General features: G+C 45.0%; 23 protein-coding genes. 19 read left to right on the top strand and 4 right to left on the bottom strand.

What is annotated here, in order from left to right; genetic code table 11:
- Positions 1 to 31: 31 nt before the first annotated feature.
- Complete coding sequence (locus ACFQ3S_RS05455; protein WP_377162048.1) at positions 32 to 472, bottom strand: hypothetical protein; 441 nt, start codon at positions 470 to 472, stop codon at positions 32 to 34.
- Between the two features lie 225 nt (positions 473 to 697).
- On the opposite strand from ACFQ3S_RS05455, the gene ACFQ3S_RS05450 reads away from it, so the two are divergent.
- Positions 698 to 1,045: a hypothetical protein gene (locus ACFQ3S_RS05450; protein ID WP_377162046.1), complete on the top strand. Its 348-nt coding sequence runs from the start codon at positions 698 to 700 to the stop codon at positions 1,043 to 1,045.
- Between the two features lie 20 nt (positions 1,046 to 1,065).
- On the top strand, positions 1,066 to 1,218 hold the full coding sequence (locus ACFQ3S_RS05445) for a hypothetical protein (RefSeq protein WP_377162044.1): 153 nt from the start codon (positions 1,066 to 1,068) through the stop codon (positions 1,216 to 1,218).
- 23 nt (positions 1,219 to 1,241) lie between these two features.
- Here the strand turns inward: ACFQ3S_RS05445 and ACFQ3S_RS05440 are convergent, their stop codons facing one another.
- Together ACFQ3S_RS05440 and ACFQ3S_RS05435 are read right to left on the bottom strand one after the other, a co-directional pair.
- Positions 1,242 to 1,595 carry an SRPBCC family protein gene (locus ACFQ3S_RS05440; protein ID WP_377162042.1) on the bottom strand — a complete coding sequence of 118 codons (354 nt, stop codon included), beginning with the start codon at positions 1,593 to 1,595 and terminating at the stop codon, positions 1,242 to 1,244.
- 119 nt (positions 1,596 to 1,714) lie between these two features.
- A complete protein-coding gene (locus ACFQ3S_RS05435) occupies positions 1,715 to 2,923 on the bottom strand; it encodes a threonine synthase (protein WP_377162040.1) in 1,209 nt (402 codons plus the stop codon).
- Between the two features lie 375 nt (positions 2,924 to 3,298).
- On the opposite strand from ACFQ3S_RS05435, the gene ACFQ3S_RS05430 reads away from it, so the two are divergent.
- The 6 genes from ACFQ3S_RS05430 (at position 3,299) to ACFQ3S_RS05405 (ending at position 10,655) form a co-directional block, all read left to right on the top strand.
- Positions 3,299 to 5,386: a nitrite reductase gene (locus ACFQ3S_RS05430; RefSeq protein WP_377162038.1), complete on the top strand. Its 2,088-nt coding sequence runs from the start codon at positions 3,299 to 3,301 to the stop codon at positions 5,384 to 5,386.
- Positions 5,386 to 6,180 (top strand): uroporphyrinogen-III C-methyltransferase, encoded by a 795-nt coding sequence (gene cobA / locus ACFQ3S_RS05425; RefSeq protein ID WP_377162036.1) that lies wholly within the window; start codon positions 5,386 to 5,388, stop codon positions 6,178 to 6,180. Before ACFQ3S_RS05430 ends, cobA begins: the two co-directional genes overlap by 1 nt.
- Before the next feature lie 19 nt (positions 6,181 to 6,199).
- Positions 6,200 to 7,669 (top strand): TSUP family transporter, encoded by a 1,470-nt coding sequence (locus ACFQ3S_RS05420; protein WP_377162034.1) that lies wholly within the window; start codon positions 6,200 to 6,202, stop codon positions 7,667 to 7,669.
- Positions 7,669 to 8,391, top strand: a complete 723-nt coding sequence (locus ACFQ3S_RS05415; RefSeq protein WP_377162032.1) for a phosphoadenylyl-sulfate reductase — start codon at positions 7,669 to 7,671, stop codon at positions 8,389 to 8,391. The genes ACFQ3S_RS05420 and ACFQ3S_RS05415 overlap by 1 nt, the downstream gene beginning before the upstream one ends.
- Positions 8,388 to 9,293, top strand: coding sequence for a sulfate adenylyltransferase subunit CysD (cysD, locus tag ACFQ3S_RS05410; protein WP_377162030.1), 906 nt, complete (start codon positions 8,388 to 8,390; stop codon positions 9,291 to 9,293). The genes ACFQ3S_RS05415 and cysD overlap by 4 nt, the downstream gene beginning before the upstream one ends.
- Before the next feature lie 111 nt (positions 9,294 to 9,404).
- Entirely contained in the window at positions 9,405 to 10,655 is a 1,251-nt protein-coding gene (locus ACFQ3S_RS05405) for a sulfate adenylyltransferase subunit 1 (protein ID WP_377162028.1), read from the top strand.
- 112 nt (positions 10,656 to 10,767) lie between these two features.
- Here the strand turns inward: ACFQ3S_RS05405 and ACFQ3S_RS05400 are convergent, their stop codons facing one another.
- Positions 10,768 to 11,478 (bottom strand): endonuclease III domain-containing protein, encoded by a 711-nt coding sequence (locus tag ACFQ3S_RS05400; protein WP_377162026.1) that lies wholly within the window; start codon positions 11,476 to 11,478, stop codon positions 10,768 to 10,770.
- Between the two features lie 477 nt (positions 11,479 to 11,955).
- Here ACFQ3S_RS05400 and ilvD point away from each other — a divergent pair, with 477 nt between their 5' ends.
- From ilvD to ACFQ3S_RS05345, 11 genes are all read left to right on the top strand, one after another.
- Positions 11,956 to 13,662, top strand: coding sequence for a dihydroxy-acid dehydratase (gene ilvD / locus ACFQ3S_RS05395; RefSeq protein WP_377162024.1), 1,707 nt, complete (start codon positions 11,956 to 11,958; stop codon positions 13,660 to 13,662).
- Between the two features lie 83 nt (positions 13,663 to 13,745).
- On the top strand, positions 13,746 to 15,485 hold the full coding sequence (gene ilvB, locus ACFQ3S_RS05390; protein ID WP_377162022.1) for a biosynthetic-type acetolactate synthase large subunit: 1,740 nt from the start codon (positions 13,746 to 13,748) through the stop codon (positions 15,483 to 15,485).
- A gap of 57 nt (positions 15,486 to 15,542) precedes the next feature.
- The gene (gene ilvN, locus ACFQ3S_RS05385; RefSeq protein WP_377162020.1) at positions 15,543 to 16,196 is read left to right on the top strand and encodes an acetolactate synthase small subunit; all 654 of its coding nucleotides are present in this window, start codon (positions 15,543 to 15,545) and stop codon (positions 16,194 to 16,196) included.
- A gap of 109 nt (positions 16,197 to 16,305) precedes the next feature.
- Complete coding sequence (gene ilvC, locus ACFQ3S_RS05380) at positions 16,306 to 17,370, top strand: ketol-acid reductoisomerase (protein WP_377162018.1); 1,065 nt, start codon at positions 16,306 to 16,308, stop codon at positions 17,368 to 17,370.
- Positions 17,371 to 17,410: 40 nt separating this feature from the next.
- Positions 17,411 to 18,898 (top strand): 3-isopropylmalate dehydratase large subunit, encoded by a 1,488-nt coding sequence (gene leuC / locus ACFQ3S_RS05375; RefSeq protein ID WP_377162016.1) that lies wholly within the window; start codon positions 17,411 to 17,413, stop codon positions 18,896 to 18,898.
- 42 nt (positions 18,899 to 18,940) lie between these two features.
- Positions 18,941 to 19,348, top strand: a complete 408-nt coding sequence (locus ACFQ3S_RS05370) for a GxxExxY protein (RefSeq protein WP_377162014.1) — start codon at positions 18,941 to 18,943, stop codon at positions 19,346 to 19,348.
- A gap of 11 nt (positions 19,349 to 19,359) precedes the next feature.
- Complete coding sequence (gene leuD / locus ACFQ3S_RS05365) at positions 19,360 to 19,959, top strand: 3-isopropylmalate dehydratase small subunit (RefSeq protein WP_377162013.1); 600 nt, start codon at positions 19,360 to 19,362, stop codon at positions 19,957 to 19,959.
- Positions 19,960 to 20,005: 46 nt separating this feature from the next.
- Positions 20,006 to 21,130: a 3-isopropylmalate dehydrogenase gene (gene leuB, locus ACFQ3S_RS05360; protein ID WP_377162011.1), complete on the top strand. Its 1,125-nt coding sequence runs from the start codon at positions 20,006 to 20,008 to the stop codon at positions 21,128 to 21,130.
- Positions 21,131 to 21,240: 110 nt separating this feature from the next.
- Positions 21,241 to 21,996 (top strand): class I SAM-dependent methyltransferase, encoded by a 756-nt coding sequence (locus tag ACFQ3S_RS05355; RefSeq protein WP_377162009.1) that lies wholly within the window; start codon positions 21,241 to 21,243, stop codon positions 21,994 to 21,996.
- Between the two features lie 102 nt (positions 21,997 to 22,098).
- Positions 22,099 to 23,265 carry a 2-isopropylmalate synthase gene (locus ACFQ3S_RS05350; RefSeq protein WP_377162007.1) on the top strand — a complete coding sequence of 389 codons (1,167 nt, stop codon included), beginning with the start codon at positions 22,099 to 22,101 and terminating at the stop codon, positions 23,263 to 23,265.
- 3 nt (positions 23,266 to 23,268) lie between these two features.
- Positions 23,269 to 23,774 (top strand): pyridoxal-phosphate dependent enzyme (locus ACFQ3S_RS05345; protein ID WP_377162057.1); only part of this gene is annotated, 506 nt, incomplete at its 3' end.

Raw genomic sequence — 23,774 nt, 5'->3', positions numbered from 1 at the left:
AAGCGGTCATATATAACCTAACAATCTAATTTTAAGCTTTATTCATTTTTTGATGTTTACTTCCGCCTTTACCATGGCGACCTTTTGACATCGCTTTCATATCGGCCCTTTGCTTATCGGTCAGTGTAGCAATAAAAGCTTTGCGGCTGGCCTGTGCATTAGCTTTATTAGTGGCCATAATTTGTTTTTGATTAGCCGTTAGAGTGGCTTCCAACTTAGCTTTACGCTCTTTACGGGCTAATGCTTTGTTCTTTAAAATAGCTTTTTGATCAGCTGTTAAGGTAGTTTTAAACTTAGCCGCGGCTGCTTTATGCTTTTGCTTGTTCTCTGTAAGTACGGCTTGTTGCTGAGCTGTTAGCACAGTTGCAAACTTGTGCTTGTGAGTAGTATCTGTAGTTTGTGCATTTGCACCGAAAGCAACTGCTGATACCAATAGAGCAACTGCGGCAAGGGATCTGATTATCTTTTTCATAATATTTTCTTTTCGTTTTATAGATAGATGCAAAACTTGCTCAATGGTTTAAGTAACATTTTTGTGCCACTACATAGCATGTTATATAAGTGGGCAAAGTTATTAAAATACCTCAACAGGCATTTTTGTATATAAGACCCTTACTTACTATTGTGAATATCTTCATTTACAGTTGTAAAACTTTCCTTTAACAATAGAGTTATCCTTTCAGATATACAAAACATCATGTCAGCTTTATTTTTTTCCATAGGTACAAGCCTTCCGGTAATGGTTATCCCCGATACCCGCGCATCTGCCAATGGGCATGATGTAATCACATATACCTATAGCATATTTAAAGATACGAGCAATGGCAACCCAGCACTTGAACAAACCAAATACAGCGAACTGCACCTGCAAAAACATAATGACCCCAACTATATGGGCTTTATTACATTTGAAGACCCAGACAAACTATTTACTTACACTCCCGATGGTAACGTGAGTTTGAGCTCAGATCAGGTTGAAGAAATTATAGAACACATTAGCCATTACCGTGATAACCCCGCTTTGTGGCGGCATTTACACCAATAAGCTTTGTTAAACAAACTATTATGGAATTTCAGATAGGCGATGCTGTAGCCACCCCAAGGGGCAATGGTTACATTAACGATATTATAGGCGACCAGGTAGTAGTTGACCTGATTGATGGCGACGATCACCGCGAAATATTTAGTAAAGAAGATATTGCTCCATGGCCGGAGTAAGCCCCTCCCTTCCCGGGGAGGATTTAGGAGGGGCTTTCTTCTAAATAATTCTTCAACCCGGTACCAATAATATACTCCCATCCGGCGGCAAAGTTGCTTACGGCAAAGTCCGGGTTATCAGTAGGAAAGGTTTCCAGTCCCTTATGGGTAAGCTTTAACCGGGTTTGCTCTCCTTCGGGGAACAGTTCAAAACTTACTTCCGATTCGCCGGGATAACCATCGTATTTCCAAGTATAACTTAGTTCCTGGTTCTCTACCGACTCGGTTACGCGGCAAACATGCTCGTATTGAATACCATCTTCATGGCCTCCTAAAAAGTTAAAGGTGTAGCCAACCTCGGGTATAAAACCGGGCAGGTCAAAATACCATTCCTTCATGTGCTTGTACTTGGTAATAGCCTGCCAAACTTTGCTACGGGCGCGTTAAATACCCGCTCAATTACATAAGGTTGTACTTTCATTGGTTTTTAGTTTTATGGTGGGGTAATATACAACCCTTAAATAACTATATTTTCTAAATACTTATAACCGCTACCGGTATTAAGCAATAACACCCGCTCCTGTGGTTTGATCCAGCCGGTAGCCTTCATTTGTTTAAATGCTTGCCATAGCGCGGCACCCTCAGGTGCTACCAGCATACCTTCGTGGCGGGCAATCTCTTTAAGGGCTTCGCTCATTTGCTCATCACCCATAGCTATAGCGGTTCCATTACTGTCACGTAACACTTTAAGTATAATTTTATCAGCATAAGGCTTTGGTACCCGCAGTCCGTTGGCTATAGTAAAACCGCCATCAACAAATAATGAGGAAGTTTGCTGCCCGTGAAAAGCCTGCACAATACCATCACAACTTGCCGATTGTACGGCCACCATTCGGGGGCGATAACTGCCTATCCAACCCATCTGTTCCATTTCGTCGAAAGCTTTCCATATACCAATTAGGCCTGTACCGCCCCCGGTTGGGTATAAGATCACATCGGGTAGTTGCCAGTTCAGTTGCTCGGCAATTTCGTAGCCCATAGTTTTTTTACCTTCCAGGCGGTAAGGCTCTTTTAAGGTAGATACCTGGAACCAGCCGTTTGCCGTGGCTGCCTCGTTAGCCATTCTGCCGCAATCGCTGATGTTGCCATCTACTTCAATTAACTCTGCACCGTATAATCTGCATTCATCCTTAAACACCTGCGGCGTTAGTTTAGGCATATACACCACGGCCTTAATACCCGCTCGTGCCGCGTAAGCCGCCAATGCACCGCCCGCGTTACCCGCTGTTGGCGTTACCATAGTAGTAATGCCTAATTCTTTAGCTTTAGATACCGCCGCGCCAATGCCACGTGCTTTGAACGATCCTGTTGGGTTACCAGCTTCGTCTTTCCATAGTACTTCATTAGTGCCCGCTAAATGCTTCAGGTTAATTAAAGGCAGTATGGGTGTAAAGCCTTCGCCCATGGTTATCATATTCTCAGTTTCAATAACCGGTAAAAACTCTTTATAACGCCACATATTAGCAGGTCTTCCTGTCAGTGTTTCTTTCGATATACCGCCGCCCAGATCATACCTCGCAAACAACGACGATTGACAACCTGCATCTTCACAAACCGTCCGCACAACATCGGCACTGTAGGTTAACCCGCATGCCGGGCATTCCAGGTGGGTTAATAGGGAGCCGGTTTCTGTTTCGGTTGCCAATGTTTGTATAGGAGTATGCATAAATAAGGTAACGTATTTTGCCTGGTAAACTTAAACCAGGTTGCTTATATAAGCCAAGCAAACCTACTTAATTATTTGTTTGAGATATTGCAAAATTTCTGTATTAATATGCCCATCTTCCAACTAACCTCAATAAGGCTTTTTGTCACAATAAAATATTATTTAAATAAAAAGTCTACTATTTCTATGTACATTATATATATTTGAAAAGTAATGACAAACTTATTAGCCCATATTAACCACATTATGTGTATTTGTTGCTGCAATATTTGCATATGTTAAGGGGCTATGATCTTAAATTAACAAAACATTAATCTACGATAACGCCTCTACCGGTACCTACTGTTAGAGGCTTTTTTGAATATAAACATCAACATGCAAAGTTTTAGAACCGAACTGGAAAACCCTATAGTCGAGAAAGATATCATTGATCTCGAAAAAAAGATCAGGGCTTTCCGCGAGGGTAAAATACACGATGAAAAGTTCCGCAGTTTGCGCCTGGCACGGGGTGTTTATGGTCAAAGGCAGCCCGGTGTGCAAATGGTACGCATTAAGCTACCGTTTGGCAAGGTGACTTTTAAACAGATCCTGCGCATTGCCGATATTGCTGATGAATACGGCAGCGGTAACCTGCACTTAACCACCCGTCAGGACATACAAATACACTATGTGAGCCTCGACCGAACGCCCGAACTTTGGGCCAAGTTAGAGCAGGATGATATTACCCTGCGCGAAGCCTGCGGTAACACCGTGCGTAACGTAACCTCCTCCCCTGCATCGGGTATCGATCCGAAGGAGCCTTTCGATGTATCGCCATACGCGCATGCTACTTTCGAGTATTTTTTGCGTAACCCTATTTGCCAGGAAATGGGTCGTAAATTTAAGATCTCTTTTTCATCGGGCGAAGACGATACCGCATTTTCCTACATCCACGATCTGGGATTTATCCCTAAACTGCGTGGCGAAGACCGTGGCTTTAAAGTGATGATGGCCGGTGGCCTGGGTGCACAACCTGCCATAGCACATATAGTTGAAGAGTTTTTACCTGAAGATGAAGTAATCCCTTACATTGAGACTTTGATCAGAGTGTTCGACCGCCACGGCGAGCGCAACAACCGTAACAAGGCACGCCTAAAATTCCTGGTGCAAAAAATTGGGCTGGATGAAGTTTTACGCCTGACCGAAATTGAAAAGACCGCCAACAAGGTAAAAACATTCAAGGTAAACCGCGAGGCCGTACCACAACCAACTCCTCCCCCATCTGGCAGCTTCCCTATCCACGAAATTGCTAATCCGTTAAAATACGAACAATGGCTGGCTACCAACGTTTTCGAGCAAAAGCAAACCGGCTTTTATGGCGTATATGTTAAAGTGCCAGTGGGCGATATTCATACCCCCGAAGCCCGTAAACTGGTTGAAGGCATTCGCGGCTTAGTGGCCGATGAAATTCGTATTACCCAAAACCAGGGATTGCTTTTAAAATACGCCCGTAAGGAAACACTGCCTGCGTTATTTAATGTACTAAACGAGCTCCAATTAGCCGAACCAGGCTTTGATAGTGTGGCTGATGTAACCACCTGCCCCGGTACCGATACCTGTAATCTGGGTATCTCCAACAGCATGACGCTTTCGAAGGTATTGGAAGATGTGATATACAACGAATATGAAGATCTTATTTATAACCGCGACATCAAAATTAAGATCAGTGGCTGTATGAACAGTTGCGGTCAGCATGGGCTGGCACATATTGGTTTTCATGGCAGCAGCCTAAAGGCCGATAAACGCGTACTGCCATCGGTACAGCTACTGTTAGGCGGTGGCACCGTTGGCAATGGCGCAGGCCGTGCGGCCGATAAAGTGATAAAAGTACCAGCCAAACGGGCTACGCATGTATTACGTGCCGTGCTTGATGATTATAAAACCAATGCCGTTGGCGAGGAAACTTACCATAGCTACTACGACAGCAAGGGAAAGGACTATTTTTACCAGCTGCTAAAACCACTGGCCGACCTCACCAACCTGCAGGAAGATGAGTTTGTAGACTGGGGCCACCAGGAAACTTTTGCTACCGCTATTGGCGTGGGCGAATGTGCCGGTGTGGTGATTGACCTGGTTGCTACGCTGTTATTTGAATCGGAAGAAAAACTGGGCTGGGCTAAAGAAGCCTATGCCGAAAGCCGCTGGGCCGATGCCATTTACCACAGCTACAATACGTTTGTGAGCAGTGCTAAAGCATTACTATTAGATAAAGGCATTAACAGCAGCACCCAAACCGGTGTCATCAAAGAATTTGACTTGAACTATGTAAATACCGGGCTTGTTAGCCTGCCGGTATCCTTCAACGATCTGGTTTTACAGATCAACCAAAACGAACCGTCTGAAGCATTTGCAACTACATACCTGCAAAGTGCCCATGAATTTTTAAACGAAATGAAAGCGAACAGAGAGGCGCTTAAAGTATAATGACCGTATCAACAGAAACCAAACAAACCGTTAAGGAACCCAAGATAACTCTGGTGGGCGCTGGTCCGGGTGATGCCGAACTCATCACCATTAAAGGGATGAAAGCCTTACAAGCTGCCGATGTAGTGTTGTACGATGCCTTGGTTAACGAAGAGCTTTTAAGCTTTGCCCCAGCCAATGCACATAAAGTTTACGTAGGTAAACGCTCCGGCGATCATTCTTATTCGCAGGAAGCGGTAAACCAACTAATGATAGACTATGCCATTAACTACGGGCATGTGGTGCGCTTAAAAGGCGGCGACCCGTTCGTATTCGGTCGTGGTTTTGAAGAACTGGATCATGCAGCATCTTACAGCATACCAACCGAAGTTATTCCGGGGATCTCCAGCTCTATTGGCGTACCGGGCCTGCAGCAAATACCAGTTACTCACCGCGGACTGGCCGAAAGTTTTTGGGTAATAACCGGAACTACCACCAACGGCAAAATATCAAGCGATTTATATGCTGCGGTACGCAGCAAAGCCACAGTAATTGTATTAATGGGCTTGCACAAACTGGCCGAAATTACAGAGCTATTTAAAGCCGAGGGCAAACAGCGCTTACCTGTAGCGCTTATTCAAAGCGGCTCAACCGTTAACGAAAAAGTGGTGATTGGTGTAGTAGATACTATTGTTGAACTGGCCGAAGAAAACAAGATCAAAGCTCCTGCTATGATGGTATTTGGCGAAGTGGTATCACTGCATCCTAAGTTTCAACCTATTCGTGAGTTTTATGACATCCTTGCCCAGGAATAATCATATAGCTCCTTTAGCAGTGAAAGAAAATCAGGATGGCAACCAGCTTTTCCCGGTGTTTCTAAAACTGAACCAACTGCACACGGTAGTTGTTGGCGCGGGCATTGTTGGGTTAGAAAAACTAACCGCATTGCTTAACAACAGCCAGCAAGCCCGTGTTACGGTAGTGGCCGAAAGCATACTGCCAGAAGTTTACGAGTTTACGGCAACCTATCCGCAGGTAACGGTATTGCAAAAGTCTTTTGAGGCCAGCGATCTCGATGAGGCAGACCTCGTAGTTGCAGCCACTGCCAATAACGTACTAAACGAAGTAATCCGTAAAGCAGCGCATGAACGTAAACTCTTAATTAACGTGGCCGATAAGCCAGCACTATGCGATTTTTACTTAGGCTCCATTGTAAAAAAAGGAGACCTGAAAATTGCCATATCTACCAACGGTAAATCGCCCACAGTAGCCAAACGTATTAAAGAAGTACTTAACGAAAACCTGCCCAACGAATTAGATACAACCTTGCAGCAAATTGCAGCCCTGCGTAACACTTTACGTGGCGATTTTGCCAGCAAAGTAATAGCCTTAAACAAAGCAACCGCTAGCTTGGTTGAACCTAAACCTGTCCGAAAAAAGAATTTTAAATGGCTTATTTGGGGTACCATCATTTTCTCGTTAGCTATAGCGTTAACCGCTTTATGGTACAACGAGCCAGGTTTCAGAAATTATGCCGGGAATATCAGTCCGGTGTTTTATTATTTTTTAGCAGCAGGTTTTGTCTTCGCCATGATTGATGGTGCCATTGGCATGTCGTATGGGGTTACCTCTACGGCGTTTTCGTTATCTATGGGCATCAGTCCTGCATCGGCAAGTATGGCGGTACACCTATCTGAAATTATGAGTAACGGTATTGCCGGCTGGATGCACTACCGTATGGGCAATATAAACTGGAAACTGTTTAAGCTGCTTATTATACCAGGCATATTGGGTGCGCTGGCAGGTGCTTACCTGGTATCATCTTTAGAACATTACAGCCATTACACCAAACCTTTGGTATCGGTATATACCTTAATTTTAGGTTCGGTAATTTTATCCAAAGCCTTTAAAACAGGAAAAAAGAAATCGGCCGATAAAATTAAACGCATCTCGCTTTTGGGTTTAGGCGGGGGTTTCATTGATGCTGTTGGAGGTGGCGGCTGGGGTTCTATCGTATTGTCGTCGCTTATTGCAGGTGGTCGTCATCCACGGTTTTCGCTGGGTACGGTTAAGCTGACCCGGTTTTTTATTGCCATGGTAGGCTCGCTTACCTTTTTAATTATGCTCGATAAAGCACCCTGGAGTGCCATTGCCGGGTTAATTATTGGCAGTGCGCTGGCAGCTCCTATAGCGGCCCGCATATCTAACCGGATCTCGGTTAAAGTAATTATGGTTGCGGTAGGTATTATTGTTATACTGGTAAGCCTGAAAAGTATTTATGGCTTCATTTCAAATATTTTATAATGGATAAGTTAACGCAACATATTCAACAACATATAACAGGCACTTCACCTGTAGAAGCATTGGCCAATCTTGCTGATGCTTTTCCTGGTGAGATTGTTTTTTCTACCAGTTTTGGATGGGAAGATCAGGTGATCACCCATGTGATATTTGCCAATAAGCTGCCTATCAAAGTATTTACTTTGGAAACCGGTCGCTTGTTCCCCGAAACGTATTATGTGTGGAACCGCACCATGGAAATATACGACCAGCCGGTGCATGCCTACTACCCGCAAAACGAGCCATTGCAGGCTATGGTAAATGCCAAAGGCCCGAGCAGCTTTTACGAGTCGGTTGAAAACCGTAAAGAGTGCTGTGGCATCCGTAAAATAGAACCGTTAAAACGCGCCTTAAAAGGCAACAAGATCTGGATCACGGGTATCCGTGCCGAGCAATCGCCCAACAGGCAGGATATGGTCAACATAGAATGGGACGAGGGCAATCAGATGGTGAAGTTTCACCCCATATTTGACTGGGACCTTGAACAGGTAAAAGAATACATTAAAACGAATAACATACCCTACAATACCCTGCACGACCGCGGTTTTCCGAGTATTGGTTGCCAGCCTTGCACCCGCGCCGTACAACCCGGCGAAGATTTCAGGGCAGGCCGCTGGTGGTGGGAAGATCAATCGAAAAAAGAGTGCGGCTTACATTCCGTGCAGGAAATTATTACAGAGAAATGAGTACAAAATCATTAGATTATCTCGACGAATTAGAAGCCGAGGCCATTTATATTTTACGGGAGGTAGCAGGTCAGTTTGAAAAACCGGCATTGCTGTTTTCGGGTGGAAAGGATTCGATAACCCTGGTGCGTTTGGCTGAAAAGGCCTTTCGTCCGGGCAAATTCCCTTTCCCGCTGGTACATATCGATACAGGGCACAACTTCCCCGAAACCATCCAGTACCGTGATGATATGGTAGCCCGTTTAGGCGAAAAGCTAATCATTGGCCACGTACAGGATTCGATAGACCAGGGCAAAGCCATAGAGCAAAAGGGTAAGAATGCCAGTCGTAACGCATTGCAAACCGTTACCCTGTTAGATACCATTGCCCAGCACGGCTTTGATGCCTGCATAGGCGGTGCCCGCCGCGATGAGGAAAAAGCGCGTGCCAAAGAGCGTATTTTTTCGGTGCGTGATGAGTTTGGCCAGTGGGACCCTAAACGCCAGCGCCCTGAGTTGTGGAACATTTACAACGGCAAGATCCATAAAGGCGAAAACGTGCGCGTGTTCCCTATCAGCAACTGGACGGAACTGGATGTATGGAATTATATACGCCGCGAAAACATTGCCCTGCCATCTATTTACTTTGCCCACGAGCGCGATTGCATTACCCGCAACGGCCAGTTAATGGCTGCAGCCGAGTTTTTAAACATGGATGAGGATGATGTAATTACCCGCAAAAATGTGCGTTTCCGCACCGTAGGCGATATGACCTGTACCGCGGCCGTAGAATCGGACGCGTTCCTAATCGATGATATTATTGATGAAATAAGCGCTTCTAAAATAAGTGAACGTGGTGCCCGTATGGATGATAAGGTATCGGAAGCTGCCATGGAAGACCGTAAAAAAGGCGGGTATTTTTAAGGCATTAACCGGGTTAGAGACACAAAGTATTGTGCCTCTACGCAATAATAATTTGAATGAATACCGTAGAGACACAATACTTTGTGTCTCCTTTGAACAACATGTAAACACATGGAGATATTAAAATTTATTACAACAGGTAGTGTTGACGATGGCAAAAGCACACTGATAGGCAGGCTTTTATATGATAGCGAATCTATCCTGGCCGACCAAATGGAGGCCCTGCAACGCTCTAACCGCAAAAACGACGACGGTACCATTGACCTCGCCATTTTAACCGATGGTCTTAAAGCCGAACGTGAGCAAGGTATTACCATCGACGTAGCTTACAAGTACTTTCAAACCGCTCAACGTAAGTTTATTATTGCCGATGCGCCCGGCCACATCCAGTACACCCGTAACATGGTTACCGGCGCATCAAATAGCAACTTAGCTATTATTTTGATTGATGCCCGTAAAGGTGTGGTAGAGCAAACCATCAGACATTCCTTTTTGGTATCGTTATTGGCTTTGCCACAGGTAGTTATCTGCATCAATAAAATGGATATGGTGGATTACGATGAAGCCACTTTTACACAGATAGTTGACCAGTATAAGATCCTCGCAGCCAAGTTGAAGTTAGAGAACATAGTTTACATACCTGTGAGCGCTTTAAAGGGTGATAACATTGTGTATGAGTCGTTTAACATGACCTGGTACAATGGTAAAAGCCTGTTAGAGCACCTGGAAACGGTAGAAATACCTGTTGATGACAGCAGCGCCCATGCACGTTTGCCGGTGCAATGGGTGGTGCGCCCCCAAACCGAAGAACTGCACGATTACCGCGGTTATGCCGGCCGTATTTCGAGTGGCAACTTTAAGGTAAACGATGCGGTTACCGTATTACCCTCAGGCTTTAGTTCTGTTATAACTAAAATAGAACTCCTTGATAAAGAGTTCAATGAAGCTGTGGCAGGTCAATCAGTTACGGTACATTTGCAGGATAACATTGATGTGAGCCGGGGTGATATACTGGTAAAAAGCGCTGCCCTTCCCGAGGTTTCGCAATTGATTGAGGCCGACCTGTGCTGGATGGACACCCGCGCTTTAGATACTTCACTCACCTATCTTATTCAGCATAACAGCAAGGTCACCCGCTGCCGCATTCAGGAAGTGCTTTATAAGTTCAATATCAATAACTTAGAAAAAATTTACGAGGAAGAATTTAAACTGAACGACATTGGCCGCATCATCATTAAAACCGCCGAGCCACTTGCTTTTGATGTGTATCAAAACAACAAGGCCAATGGTGGTGCCATTATTATAGACAGCCGTACCAACGTTACGGTAGGCGCTTTAATGTTACGTGCCGCGGTCAATTAATCTATAACTCTAAAAAACATATCATATTTAAAGCAGGCCAAATGCCTGCTTTTTTGGTTCATAAAAGTTCATTAAACTTCATATTACTTCATAAAACCTCGAAAAATTACATTTAATTACCTTTTTTAGCAACTATACTTTGCCCGGTAGAACAAAGATCCAAAATAATACATGCTGCACAATCAGGCTTGTAATACAAGCAAACTTTTTGCCCGTGCCGCATCATCACCTGGTGATGATCGAACGTTTCACGGGCGGTGAAGTTGGGCGGTAGCAGATCTTCGAGCACCCGGTTGGCTTTGCCCTCTCCTATCTTGGCATCAATGATACCTAACCTGGAAGCTACCCTGAAATGATGCGAATCTACCGGCAGTGCTTTACCTCGTAAGGTACTGAATGAAATAACCGCGGCGCTTGATTTTGGCCCTACACCGGGCAACTCTTCCAACCACTGCCGGGCAGCTGTAACTTCCATTCCTCCTAAAAAATCAAGGTTGAGTTGACCCAGCTTTTCGGTGATGAGTCGAAGCACTTCTTTTACACGTGGCGCTTTTTGCTCGGGCCAGGTACAGGGTTTGAGCTGAGGCATAATAGCGTCAACATCTGCATCCCTAACATTTTCCCAGGAACCAAAAGCATTGCGAAGGTTTTGAAACGCCTGAGCCGAATCGCGGTTTTTGGTACGGTGCGACAGTAGCGTAGTTACCAGTTCGCTCAGCGGGTCGAGGTCGTGGAAATATTCGATGCGGACACCATATATTTCGTACAGACGGCGATGTACTTCCAGCACAAATGCTGCTTTATCAGGAATAATGGTTAACATGCTCAAGATACAAGGTTGTAATCCTGAACTTGTTTTGAGGTGCCTAACATTTGCTGTTCTTAACTATGGCGCTGCCAATAAAATTTACCATTTATTAATAACTTTTACTGCATATTTTACCTTTTCAGGCAGAAAATGAGCATATTACTATGCATGCATAGTAATAATACCGAATACCAATTTAAACTTTGGTATTAGTACATAAGAATATAATTCTTGATTTGAATAAAAAAATAGAATTATATTCTGATATTTGACTTATTGCAGAATATGATACTTAATAAAAATTTATTTTTCTGTTGTTGTCAGTTTTATGGCTTCTATCTACCTTACAAATATTGATTTTGTAACCTAATAATATCAACAACAAAAATATTTTAACGGTAAAGATACGCAAGCATAATAATGCTTTAACATTACGCCGCTAAATTTAAGAGATACCTATCAGGAATAATATATAACAGAGCTGCTTACATAATGAGTTTTAATACCGATAACACACAGGAGATAGAATTAAACAAGTACAGTAAAACACTTACTGCCGACCCTACCCAGCCTGCGGCACAGGCCATGCTTTACGGCATTGGCTTAACCGACGATGACATGAAAAAGGCACAGGTAGGTATAGCCAGCATGGGTTACGATGGTAACACCTGTAATATGCACCTGAACGATTTAGCTAAAGTGGTTAAAAAAGGCGTATGGGCCGAAAACCTGGTAGGTTTAATTTTTAACACCATTGGTGTGAGCGATGGTATGAGCAACGGTACCGATGGCATGCGTTACTCGCTGGTAAGCCGCGATGTAATTGCCGATTCGATTGAAGCGGTTTGTGGTGCGCAATATTATGATGCGGTAATAGCGTTACCTGGTTGCGATAAAAACATGCCCGGCTCGTTAATTGCCATGGGCCGTTTAAACCGTCCTGCTATTATGGTATATGGTGGCACTATTAAACCCGGCCATTATAAAGGCGAAGACTTAAATATTGTATCGGCCTTTGAAGCCTTGGGTAAAAAGATTGCCGGTACATTAGATGATATAGATTTTAAAGAGATTATAAAAAATGCTTGTCCGGGTGCTGGTGCATGCGGAGGTATTTATACGGCTAACACCATGGCCGCGGCTATTGAGGCTTTGGGCATGAGCTTGCCTTACTCCTCATCGAACCCTGCTTTGAGTGAAGAAAAACAAGCGGAGTGTTTGGCTGCCGGCAAGGCAATATATGAACTATTAGAGAAAGACATCAAGCCATCGGACATCATGACCCGCAAGGCTTTTGAGAACGCCATGGTTACCATTATGGTATTAGGCGGAAGCACCAATGCGGTTTTACACATGATAGCTATTGCCAAAAGCGTGGATGTACCTTTAACGCAGGATGATTTTCAGACCATTAGTAACCGGATCCCATTACTGGCAGATATGAAGCCAAGCGGTAAATATATGATGGAAGACTTGCACAAAATTGGCGGCGTACCCACGGTGATGAAATACCTGTTAAAAATGGGCTGGTTACATGGTGATTGCCTGACCGTAACCGGAAAAACTTTGACCGAAAACTTAGCCGATGTTCCAGAACTGGATTTTGACAAGCAAGATATCATTCGTCCGTTAGAAAGACCCATAAAAGCGACAGGTCACTTACAAATATTATACGGAAATTTGGCAACTAAAGGTAGCGTAGCCAAAATTACCGGTAAAGAGGGTGAGCGTTTCCAGGGCCCTGCAAGGGTTTTCGAAGGCGAACAATCTTTAATTGCCGGTATTACCAGTGGCCGTGTTCGTGCGGGCGATGTAGTGGTTATCACACACGTAGGCCCTAAAGGTGCGCCGGGTATGCCCGAAATGTTAAAGCCTACATCTGCCATATTTGGTGCAGGTTTGGGTAGCTCGGTAGCATTAATTACCGATGGCCGTTTTAGCGGTGGCACGCATGGTTTCGTGGTAGGTCACATTACCCCCGAGGCTTGGGATGGCGGCAACATTGCCCTGGTTAAAGATGATGACCACATTACCATTGATGCCGTAAGTAATACCATCACCTTAGATATAAGCGACGAAGAAATGGCCCAGCGCCGCAGCCAATGGCAACAGCCTAAGCCGCCGGTAAGCAAAGGCTTATTGTTCAAATATTTTATAAGCGTAAAAGACGCCAGCGAAGGCTGCGTTACCGATGAATAACCCCCAGCCCCCTAAAGGGGGAGGTTAAGGGTTTATAATAAAATACAATCAAAAATTCCCCCTTTAGGGGGTTAGGGGGCTATATGGAAGCAGTACAACAAGAGGAATCAACAGTTATTGAAGAAAAAGCAGGCATCGAACTTTCGGGTTCAGCAGCGCTTTTAGAAGCTCTTTTAGTGGAAGGTGTAGATACCATTTTCGGTTATCCGGGTGGTGCCATTATGCCTATTTATGATGCTTTGTATGATTACAAAGAGAAATTAAACCACATCCTTGTCCGCCACGAGCAGGGAGGCATTCACGCCGGACAGGGCTACGCCCGTTCATCTGGCAAAGTCGGTGTCGTCTTCGCTACCAGCGGTCCTGGTGCCACCAATTTAGTGACCGGTTTAGCCGATGCTCAAATTGATAGTACCCCATTGGTTTGTATCACCGGTCAGGTTTTTGCACACCTATTAGGTACCGACGCCTTTCAGGAAACTGATGTAATCAACATTACTACCCCGGTAACTAAATGGAACTACCAGGTAACCGATGCCAATGAAATACCTGAGGCTATTGCAAAAGCGTTTTACATAGCCCGTACCGGCAGGCCCGGCCCTGTGCTGATTGATATTACCAAGAACGCGCAGATCCAGAAGTTTAACTTTAAAGGCTATACACCTTGTAACCATATCCGCAGCTATCGTCCAAAACCTATTGTACGCACCAAATTTATTGAACAGGCCGCACAGGTTATTAACGAGGCCAAAAAGCCATTCATCCTTTGGGGACAAGGCGTTTTGTTAGGTAGTGCCGAGCAGGAATTTAAAGCTTTTGTAGAAAAAAGCGGTATCCCTGCGGCCTGGACTATTTTAGGTGCAGGTGCCATCCCAACCGATCATCCGCAAAATGTAGGTATGCTGGGTATGCACGGTAATTACGGGCCTAACGTATTGACTAATGAGTGCGATGTGCTGATAGCCATAGGCATGCGTTTTGACGACCGCGTAACCGGCCGTTTAGACAAATATGCCAAACAGGCTAAAGTTATTCATTTAGATATTGATCCATCGGAGATTGACAAGAACGTAAAAACACACGTACCCGTTTGGGGCGATTGCAAAGAAACGCTGCCATTACTTACGGCACTGGTTGAAGCTAAACAACATACCGAGTGGCTGGAAAAATTTAACGATTACACCCGTAAAGAAGTAGAAGCCGTTATAGATGCCGAGCTGCACCCAACAAGTGGCGAAATGACCATGGGCGAGGTGGTTGACCAGTTAAATAACCTCACTAAAGGCGATGCTATTATTGTAACCGACGTAGGCCAGCACCAAATGGTGGGCTGCCGTTACGCTAAGTTCAATAAAACCCGTAGCAATATTACCAGCGGTGGTTTAGGCACTATGGGTTTTGCCCTTCCGGCTGCTATAGGCGCTAAGTTTGGTGCACAGGAAAGTACAGTGGTTGCCATTATTGGCGATGGCGGCTTCCAAATGACCTTGCAGGAATTGGGTACCATTATGCAAAGCGGCATTGATGTAAAGATCATCATCCTGAACAACCGCTTCCTGGGTATGGTTCGCCAATGGCAGGAGTTGTTTAACGAGCGTCGTTACTCATTTGTAGATATTCAAAGTCCTGATTTTGTGCAGGTAGCCAAAGGTTACGGCATTGCGGGTAAATGCATTAAAGAACGTGAAGAGCTGCAATCTACTTTGAAAGAAATGCTGGAACATAAAGGTTCATACCTGCTGGAAGTATTTGTGACTAAGGAAAATAACGTGTTTCCTATGGTACCACAAGGTTGCAGTGTAAGCGAAATCAGACTTAAATAAAACCCCAAGCACCTCCCAACCCTCCCCAAGAGGGAGGGCTTTAAAACATAAATTAAAATGGAAAATCAAAATCAAACCAGTTCTAACTCCCTCCCTACCGGGGAGGGCCGGGGAGGGGCTGATGCTAAACAGGAATTTAACATCACCGTTTACACCGAAAACCAAATTGGTTTGCTTAATCGCATTGCTATTATTTTTACCCGTCGTAAAATAAATATCGACAGTTTAAATACTTCGCCATCGGAGATTGACAGCATTCACCGTTTTACCATCGTAATTGATGAAACCGAAGAAGTGGTACGCAAAGTTTGCCGCCAAATTGAGAAGCAGGTGGAAGTTTTAAAAGTGTACTACCATACCAATGCCGATGTAATTTGGCAGGAAATGGCATTGTACAAAGTATCGGCCGATGTAATTGCCGAAAAAGCACCGGTTGAGCGCTTACTGCGTGAAAATGGTGCCCGTGCGGTAGTAATCCGTAAAGATTACATTGTATTTGAAACTACCGGTCACCGCGAGGAAACGGAGAACCTGATCAAAGTACTGCAGCCTTACGGCTTAATTGAGTTTGTACGCAGTGCCCGTGTAGCTATCATCAAAGATAGTGACGGCTTCAACTCCAAGCTACGCGAATTTGAGCAAATGCAACCCGGCGAAGACGTAAACGAAAACGAATACCTGAATAAGGGACAAAAGGTGTTTACCATGTAAGCTCTTGTCTTGAACCAGAATTTTCAGAATTAAGGAATTAACAGAATAAAAATCAATCGGTGAACTCACTCCTAAATCAGTGAAATCACAAAAATCAAAAACAATAGAAATGGCAAAATTAAATTTCGGCGGTACAGAAGAAAACGTAGTAACCCGCGACGAGTTTCCTTTATCGAAGGCACAGGATGTATTGAAAAATGAAGTAGTAGCGGTAATTGGCTACGGTGTTCAAGGTCCGGGCCAGGCGCTTAATCAAAAAGACAATGGTATTAACGTAATTGTTGGTCAGCGTAAAAACTCAAAATCTTGGGATAAAGCGGTAAGCGATGGCTTTGTACCCGGTGAAACTTTGTTTGAAATTGAAGAAGCCCTGGAAAAAGGGTCTATCATTTGCTACCTGTTGAGCGATGCCGCCCAAATTGAATTGTGGCCAACTGTTCAAAAATACTTAACCCCGGGCAAAGCCTTGTATTTTTCTCATGGCTTTGGCATTACCTTTAAAGAGCAAACCGGCATCGTTCCACCTAAGGATGTGGATGTATTTTTGGTTGCCCCTAAAGGTTCGGGTACTTCGTTGCGCCGTATGTTTTTGCAAGGCCGTGGCTTAAACTCAAGCTACGCTATTTTTCAGGATGCAACCGGTAACGCGTTTGAGCGTGTTATTGCTTTAGGTATTGCCGTAGGTAGCGGTTACCTGTTCGAAACTGATTTCCGTAAAGAAGTTTACAGCGATTTAACCGGCGAGCGTGGTACGCTGATGGGTTGTATCCAGGGTATTTTTGCAGCTCAGTTTGATGTATTGCGCAGCAAAGGGCACTCTCCTTCTGAAGCCTTTAACGAAACAGTGGAAGAGTTAACCCAATCATTAATGCCACTGGTTGCCGAAAACGGTATGGACTGGATGTATGCCAATTGCTCAACCACTGCACAACGCGGCGCGTTAGACTGGTGGAAAAAATTCCGTGATGCTACCAAACCGGTATTTGAAGAACTGTACGAAAGCGTAGCTACCGGTAAAGAATCACAACGCTCTATTGACAGCAACAGCCAACCGGATTACCGCGAAAAACTAAACGCCGAACTGGCCGAACTCCGCGATAGCGAAATGTGGCAAGCCGGCAAAACCGTACGCAGCCTGCGCCCTGAAAACCAGGAAGTAGAAAGCCCCTCCTAAATCCTCCCCGGGAGGGAGGATTTTTAAACTAACAATAAGCATGGAAAATAAAACTGTAATTCAAAATACCAACCCCCTCCCTCCCGGGGAGGGCCGGGGAGGGGCTACTTTATTTGATAAAATTTGGGATGCACACATTGTAAGTAGCAATGAGGGTTTTCCTGATGTATTATATATCGACACACATTTTATACACGAGGTAACCAGTCCGCAGGCTTTTGATGGTTTGCGCGAACGGGGTTTACCTGTTTTCAGGCCGAAACAAACCGTGGCCACAGCCGATCATAACGTGCCTACCTGGGACCAGCACTTGCCTATTAAGGAAGAGCTCTCGCGTTACCAGGTAGATATGCTGACCAAAAACTGTGCGGAATTCGGCATTGAATTATACGGCTTAGGCCATTTATACCAAGGCATTGTACACGTAATTGGTCCCGAGTTGGGTATTACCCGCCCGGGCTGTACTTACGTTTGCGGCGATAGTCATACCTCAACCCACGGTGCCTTTGGCGCTATTGCTTTCGGCATAGGCACCTCGCAGGTAGAACAGGTGATGGCTACCCAATGTTTATTGCAGCAACGCCCTAAACGTATGAAAATTGAAGTGAACGGTAAATTGCAAAAAGGCGTTGGCGCAAAGGATATCATCCTATACATTATCTCTAAAATTTCTGCAGCAGGTGGTACCGGTTATGCTGTGGAGTATGCCGGCGATACCATTCGCGCTTTGAGCATGGAAGGCCGCATGACTATCTGTAACATGAGCATTGAAATGGGTGCCCGTTGCGGACTAATTGCGCCCGACCAAACTACTATAGATTACGTACAAGGCCGCGAATTTGCCCCCAAAGGCGAAGAATGGTATAATGCCGTAGCCTATTGGCAAACGCTGTACTCTGACGAAGATGCCGTATTTGATAGCGAATTGTATTTTGATGCGGCCGATATTGAGCCGATGATCACTTACGGTACCAACCCGGGTATGGGTATTGGCATAACGCAGCATGTACCCGAAACCAGCAGCTTCGAAGCTAAAGAACAAGGTTCGTATGCTAAAGCATTAAATTATATGGGCCTGCACGATGATGAATCGATGTTGGGCAAACCTATTGATTATGTATTCATCGGCAGTTGCACCAATTCGCGCATTGAAGACTTGCGTTTGGTGGCTGATTTTATTAAAGGCCGTCAAAAAGCCGAAAACGTTACAGTTTGGGTAGTACCCGGCAGTAAACAAGTACAGCTGCAAGCTATTGACGAAGGTTTGGATAAAGTATTTGAAGCCGCTGGTTTCCCCCTGCGCGAACCCGGCTGCAGTGCCTGTTTAGGCATGAACGAGGACAAGATACCCGCAGGGAAGTACTGCGTATCAACCTCTAACCGCAATTTTGAAGGCAGACAAGGGCCCGATTCGCGCACGTTTTTAGCCAGTCCGTTAACGGCGGCTGCAGCGGCGGTGACGGGGAGAATTACGGATGTGAGGGAATTACTAACGTCTGAATCTGAATTTGCTGAATTAGAGAATTAACAGAATTAAAAACAACTAATAAACAACAGTAAATATACCTAAGTGGAAAGAGATGAACTTACCTACAAGGTCATTGGATGTGCAATGAAAGTGCACAATACGCTTGGAAATGGGTTTCAAGAGGTAATATATCAGCGTTGTTTAGCAATTGAGTTAGAAGATTGTGGTATATCATTTAAAAGGGAGCAGGAGCACTCAATTTTTTATAAAGAATTACAGGTTGGTACAAGAAGAGCCGATTTTGTTGTTGAAAATAGGCTGATTATAGAATTGAAAGCATTAATCAATTTAGAAGATGTTCATTTGGCACAAGCAAAAAACTACACAGTCGCTTATAATTTCCCGGCAGGGTTGTTAATTAATTTTGGTAGTCAAAGTCTTCAATACAAATTGGTTTTCAATCCAAAACATTATTTCATTCCTAATTCAGAAAATTCTAAAATTCAGTAAATTCAGATCACATGGCAACCAAAATATTTAAACACTTACAAACGTCGGTAGTACCGCTACCTATTGAGAACATCGATACGGATCAGATCATTCCAGCGCGGTTTTTAAAAGCCACTACGCGCGATGGTTTCGGTAATAATCTATTCCGCGATTGGCGTTTTGATAACGAGGGTAACCCTAAAGCCGACTTCGTGCTTAACCACCCCACCTATTCAGGCAAGATACTGGTAGCCGGTAAAAACTTTGGTTGCGGCAGTAGCCGTGAGCATGCTGCCTGGGCCATTGCCGATTACGGTTTCGATGTAGTGGTGAGCAGCTTTTTTGCAGATATTTTTAAAGGTAATGCCCTCAACAACGGCCTGCTGCCTATACAGGTAAGCGACGAATTTTTGAAAAGACTTTTTGAAGTGGTATTTGAAGACGCCAACGCAGAGGTAGAGGTTGACCTGGAAAATCAGTTCATCCGCATTGCTAAAACCGGTGAACAGGAAAGCTTCGAAATTAATCCATACAAAAAAGCCTGCATGACCAACGGCTACGATGATATTGATTACATTTTGAGTAAAAAGGAATTGATAACGGAGTTTGAAAATAGCCCCCTAACCCCCTAAAGGGGGAACAAGAGTTTGAACGGATACAATAACAACTTAAATATAAATGAGCATTAACTCAAACACTCCCCCTTCAGGGGGTCGGGGGGCACACATCTTAGTCATCCCTGGTGATGGTATTGGCCCCGAGGTAACCACTTGGGGTAAAGCCGTTTTAGAGCATATTGCTTATGCTTACGGTCATGAGTTTACTTATGATGAGGCGCTGATGGGTCACGCCGGTATTGAAGCTACAGGCAACCCGCTGCCCGATGAAACTTTAGAAAAAGCCAGAGCCAGCGATGCCATTTTGTTTGGTGCTATTGGTCATATCAAGTACGATAATGATCCATCGGCCAAGGTGCGCCCGGAGCAGGGTTTATTAAAGATCCGCAAGGAACTGGGCCTGTATGCCAACCTGCGCCCTATTATGCTGTTTGATGAACTGCTGGATGCATCAAGTTTGAAACCGGCTGTATTGCGCGGTACCGATATCTTGTTTTTCCGTGAGCTGACCGGCGACGTGTACTTCGGTGAAAAGAACCGCAGCGAAGACCGCAATACCGCATCCGACCTCATGATCTACCATCGGTATGAAGTAGAGCGCATTGCCCACAAAGCATTTGAAGCGGCTCGTTTACGCAGTAAGCGTTTATGCTCGGTTGATAAAGCCAATGTGCTCGAATCATCGCGCTTATGGCGCGAGGTGGTGCAGGAACTGGCCAAACAATACCCGGATGTGGAAACCGAACACATGTTTATCGACAATGCCGCCATGCAACTGGTGAAGAACCCTAAAAAGTTTGATGTGGTATTAACCGCTAACCTGTTTGGTGATATTTTAACCGACGAGGCTTCGCAAATTGCAGGATCAATGGGGATGCTGGCATCAGCATCAATAGGTGATGGCACCGGCTTTTTTGAGCCCATCCACGGTTCGGCGCATGATATTGCGGGGCAGGATAAAGCTAACCCGTTGGCCTCTATCCTATCGGTTGCGCTGATGCTCGAAATCAGCTTTGGTTTAAAAGACGAAGCTAAACGCATTACTTCGGCTATTGACCAGGTGCTTAAAGCAGGTTACCGTACCGGTGATATTGCCGACACGCTTACTCAGCCCGAAAAAATATTAGGGACCGAAGCTATGGGTAAAATGGTGCTTCAATTTTTATCGAAACCGGAACTGACATAGTTTGTCTGAATCAGAATTTTCAGAATTAATGAATTAACAGAATAAGATAGTAAAGATTCAATAAAAAATTAAAAGTCCTCCCTCCCGGGGGGGAGGATTAGGAGGGGCTTATGAAATGGAACGCAGATTTATATGATGATAAGCACGGCTTTGTGTCGCAGTTTGGCACCAGTGTGCTGGAACTGCTGGATGCAAAACCGGGCGAATCGGTACTGGATATAGGCTGCGGAACAGGCGACCTAACCAAGCAGATACAGGAGCTGGGCGCTGAAGTAATGGGAACTGATTACTCACCCGAAATGATAGCACAGGCGCGTTTCAAATATCCGCAGGTACCTTTTGAAGTGGTTAATGCTTCAAGTTTCCAGGTGGAGTATCCGTATGATGCTGTTTTTTCTAACGCGGCCCTGCACTGGATCCATAATGCCGGTGGTGTTATTAAATCGGTTTATGAAGCGCTAAAACCCAGTGGCCGTTTTGTGGCCGAAATGGGCGGTAAGGGTAATATAGGCAAGCTGCGTGCTGCCATTAAACAGGTATTGCAAAAGCATGGCTATACCATGCAGGCCGAAACCAAAATCTGGTATTTCCCATCGTTAGGCGAGTACACCAGTTTGTTGGAGCGCCATGGTTTCCGGGTAACTTATGCCGTGCATTTCGACCGTAAGACCCCGCTGCAGGATGGCGACCAGGGTGTAGCAAAATGGATTAAAATGTTCGGCGCGCAATACTTTGCCGGCATTCCTGAAGCCGAACACGAAAAACTATTACAAGAAATTACCAACGTACTCGAACCCGCCTATAACGAAAACGGGCAATGGTATGCAGATTATAAAAGATTAAGATTTACAGCAGTGAAAGAGTAGCGGGTTGTGAGTTGCGGGTAGCGAATTGCCTTTAGCAAGGTGCAGTTCCATTTCCCTCCCCGCAACACGCAACCTTATACCCCAAACCTCAAACAAAAAACTATGTTACACGATCCAAACCGGGTTTATATTTTTGACACCACCCTGCGCGATGGTGAGCAGGTACCGGGCTGCCAGTTAACCACGCCCGAAAAGATTGAGATTGCGCGCGAACTGGAAGCGCTGGGTGTAGACATTATTGAAGCAGGTTTCCCGGCCTCAAGTCCGGGCGATTTTCAAAGCGTGGTAGAGATTGCCAAAGCGGTTAATTACCCTACTGTTTGCGCCTTAACCCGTGCACACAAAGGCGATATTGATGCCGCCATAGAAGCATTGAAATATGCAAAACGGCCACGTATCCACACCGGTATCGGCTCGTCGGATATGCACATTAAGCATAAGTTTAACAGTACCCGCGAAGAAATTTTGGTGCGCGCGGTAGATGCCGTTAAATACGCCAAAAAATCGGTGGAAGATATTGAGTTTTATGCCGAAGATGCGGGCCGCGCCGATGTGGAATTTTTAGCCAAAATGGTGGAAGCCGTTATTGCTGCGGGTGCCACGGTGGTGAACATCCCCGATACCAACGGCTACTGCCTGCCCGATCAGTATGGCAGCAAAATCCGTTTTCTGAAAGAGAACGTGAAGAACATTGATAAGGCCATTATATCGGTACATTGCCATAACGATTTAGGTTTGGCTACGGCTAACTCCATAGCCGGTTTACAAAACGGTGCCCGCCAAATTGAGGGTACCATTAACGGCATTGGCGAGCGTGCAGGTAATACCTCTATTGAGGAGGTAGTCATGATCCTTAAAACCCACCAGGTTTTGGGCTTGCACACCAATATTAATACCCAAAGCTTTTTTGAAATAAGCCGCATGATCAGCAGCCAAATGCGCATGCCGGTGCAACCTAACAAAGCCATAGTAGGCAGCAATGCTTTCGCGCACAGTTCGGGCATTCACCAGGACGGCTTTTTGAAGAACCGTGAAAATTACGAAATTATCCGTCCCGAGGATGTAGGTTTTCCGAGTGCTACCATCGTGTTAACCGCCCGTAGCGGACGCCATGCCTTAAAGTTTCACCTGGAGCGTTTGGGTCATGTTTTAAGTAAGGAAGAATTAGCTGCTACCTATGAGCACTTTTTAAAATTAGCCGATAATAAACTGGATATAAATGATAACGACCTGCAAACATTGGTAGCTAATCGTTTGGTTAAACCATAACAAATGAATACCGAAACTAATATGCAGCTCGATTTTGCCTCGGCCACCCAACGCCTTAAAAACGTAGTACGCCGTACCCCGCTCGAATTTAACCAGGGCTTATCAGACAGGTATGCGTGTGAACTCTACCTTAAACGCGAAGATCTGCAAATTGTACGTTCGTATAAATTGCGAGGCGCGTATAACATGATTAGCCAACTAACCGAGGAGCAGCGCGGGCGTGGCGTAGTTTGCGCCAGTGCGGGCAACCATGCACAGGGCGTGGCTTTTTCGTGCCGCAGGCTGGGTATTAAAGGCGTTATTTTTATGCCCGAAATTACCCCCAAACAAAAGGTGAAGCAAACCGAAATGCACGGTAACGGAAATATTGAAATTATATTAACGGGCGACACCTTTGACGATTGCCTGCGCGAGGCTTTAGCATACACCGAAGCACACGGGCTATCGTTCATTCCTCCTTTTGATGATTACCGCATTATTGAGGGCCAGGGTACCGTTGGTGTAGAGAT

The organism is Mucilaginibacter terrae (genome assembly GCF_042679325.1).
GTDB classification, from domain to species: Bacteria; Bacteroidota; Bacteroidia; order Sphingobacteriales; family Sphingobacteriaceae; genus Mucilaginibacter; species Mucilaginibacter terrae.
Note: the sequence above shows the minus strand (reverse complement) of the source record. Positions and strands in the feature narration are given on the sequence as shown.

Bases quoted from the DNA above. Each gene is read 5' to 3' on its own strand.
- ACFQ3S_RS05455 (WP_377162048.1), bottom strand. From the start codon at position 472: ATGAAAAAGATAATCAGATCCCTTGCCGCAGTTGCTCTATTGGTATCA.
- ACFQ3S_RS05450 (WP_377162046.1), top strand. From the start codon at position 698: ATGTCAGCTTTATTTTTTTCCATAGGTACAAGCCTTCCGGTAATGGTT.
- ACFQ3S_RS05445 (WP_377162044.1), top strand. From the start codon at position 1,066: ATGGAATTTCAGATAGGCGATGCTGTAGCCACCCCAAGGGGCAATGGT.
- ACFQ3S_RS05440 (WP_377162042.1), bottom strand. From the start codon at position 1,595: ATGAAGGAATGGTATTTTGACCTGCCCGGTTTTATACCCGAGGTTGGC.
- ACFQ3S_RS05435 (WP_377162040.1), bottom strand. From the start codon at position 2,923: ATGCATACTCCTATACAAACATTGGCAACCGAAACAGAAACCGGCTCC.
- ACFQ3S_RS05430 (WP_377162038.1), top strand. From the start codon at position 3,299: ATGCAAAGTTTTAGAACCGAACTGGAAAACCCTATAGTCGAGAAAGAT.
- cobA (WP_377162036.1), top strand. From the start codon at position 5,386: ATGACCGTATCAACAGAAACCAAACAAACCGTTAAGGAACCCAAGATA.
- ACFQ3S_RS05415 (WP_377162032.1), top strand. From the start codon at position 7,669: ATGGATAAGTTAACGCAACATATTCAACAACATATAACAGGCACTTCA.
- cysD (WP_377162030.1), top strand. From the start codon at position 8,388: ATGAGTACAAAATCATTAGATTATCTCGACGAATTAGAAGCCGAGGCC.
- ACFQ3S_RS05405 (WP_377162028.1), top strand. From the start codon at position 9,405: ATGGAGATATTAAAATTTATTACAACAGGTAGTGTTGACGATGGCAAA.
- ACFQ3S_RS05400 (WP_377162026.1), bottom strand. From the start codon at position 11,478: ATGTTAACCATTATTCCTGATAAAGCAGCATTTGTGCTGGAAGTACAT.
- ilvD (WP_377162024.1), top strand. From the start codon at position 11,956: ATGAGTTTTAATACCGATAACACACAGGAGATAGAATTAAACAAGTAC.
- ilvB (WP_377162022.1), top strand. From the start codon at position 13,746: ATGGAAGCAGTACAACAAGAGGAATCAACAGTTATTGAAGAAAAAGCA.
- ilvN (WP_377162020.1), top strand. From the start codon at position 15,543: ATGGAAAATCAAAATCAAACCAGTTCTAACTCCCTCCCTACCGGGGAG.
- ilvC (WP_377162018.1), top strand. From the start codon at position 16,306: ATGGCAAAATTAAATTTCGGCGGTACAGAAGAAAACGTAGTAACCCGC.
- leuC (WP_377162016.1), top strand. From the start codon at position 17,411: ATGGAAAATAAAACTGTAATTCAAAATACCAACCCCCTCCCTCCCGGG.
- leuD (WP_377162013.1), top strand. From the start codon at position 19,360: ATGGCAACCAAAATATTTAAACACTTACAAACGTCGGTAGTACCGCTA.
- leuB (WP_377162011.1), top strand. From the start codon at position 20,006: ATGAGCATTAACTCAAACACTCCCCCTTCAGGGGGTCGGGGGGCACAC.
- ACFQ3S_RS05355 (WP_377162009.1), top strand. From the start codon at position 21,241: ATGAAATGGAACGCAGATTTATATGATGATAAGCACGGCTTTGTGTCG.
- ACFQ3S_RS05350 (WP_377162007.1), top strand. From the start codon at position 22,099: ATGTTACACGATCCAAACCGGGTTTATATTTTTGACACCACCCTGCGC.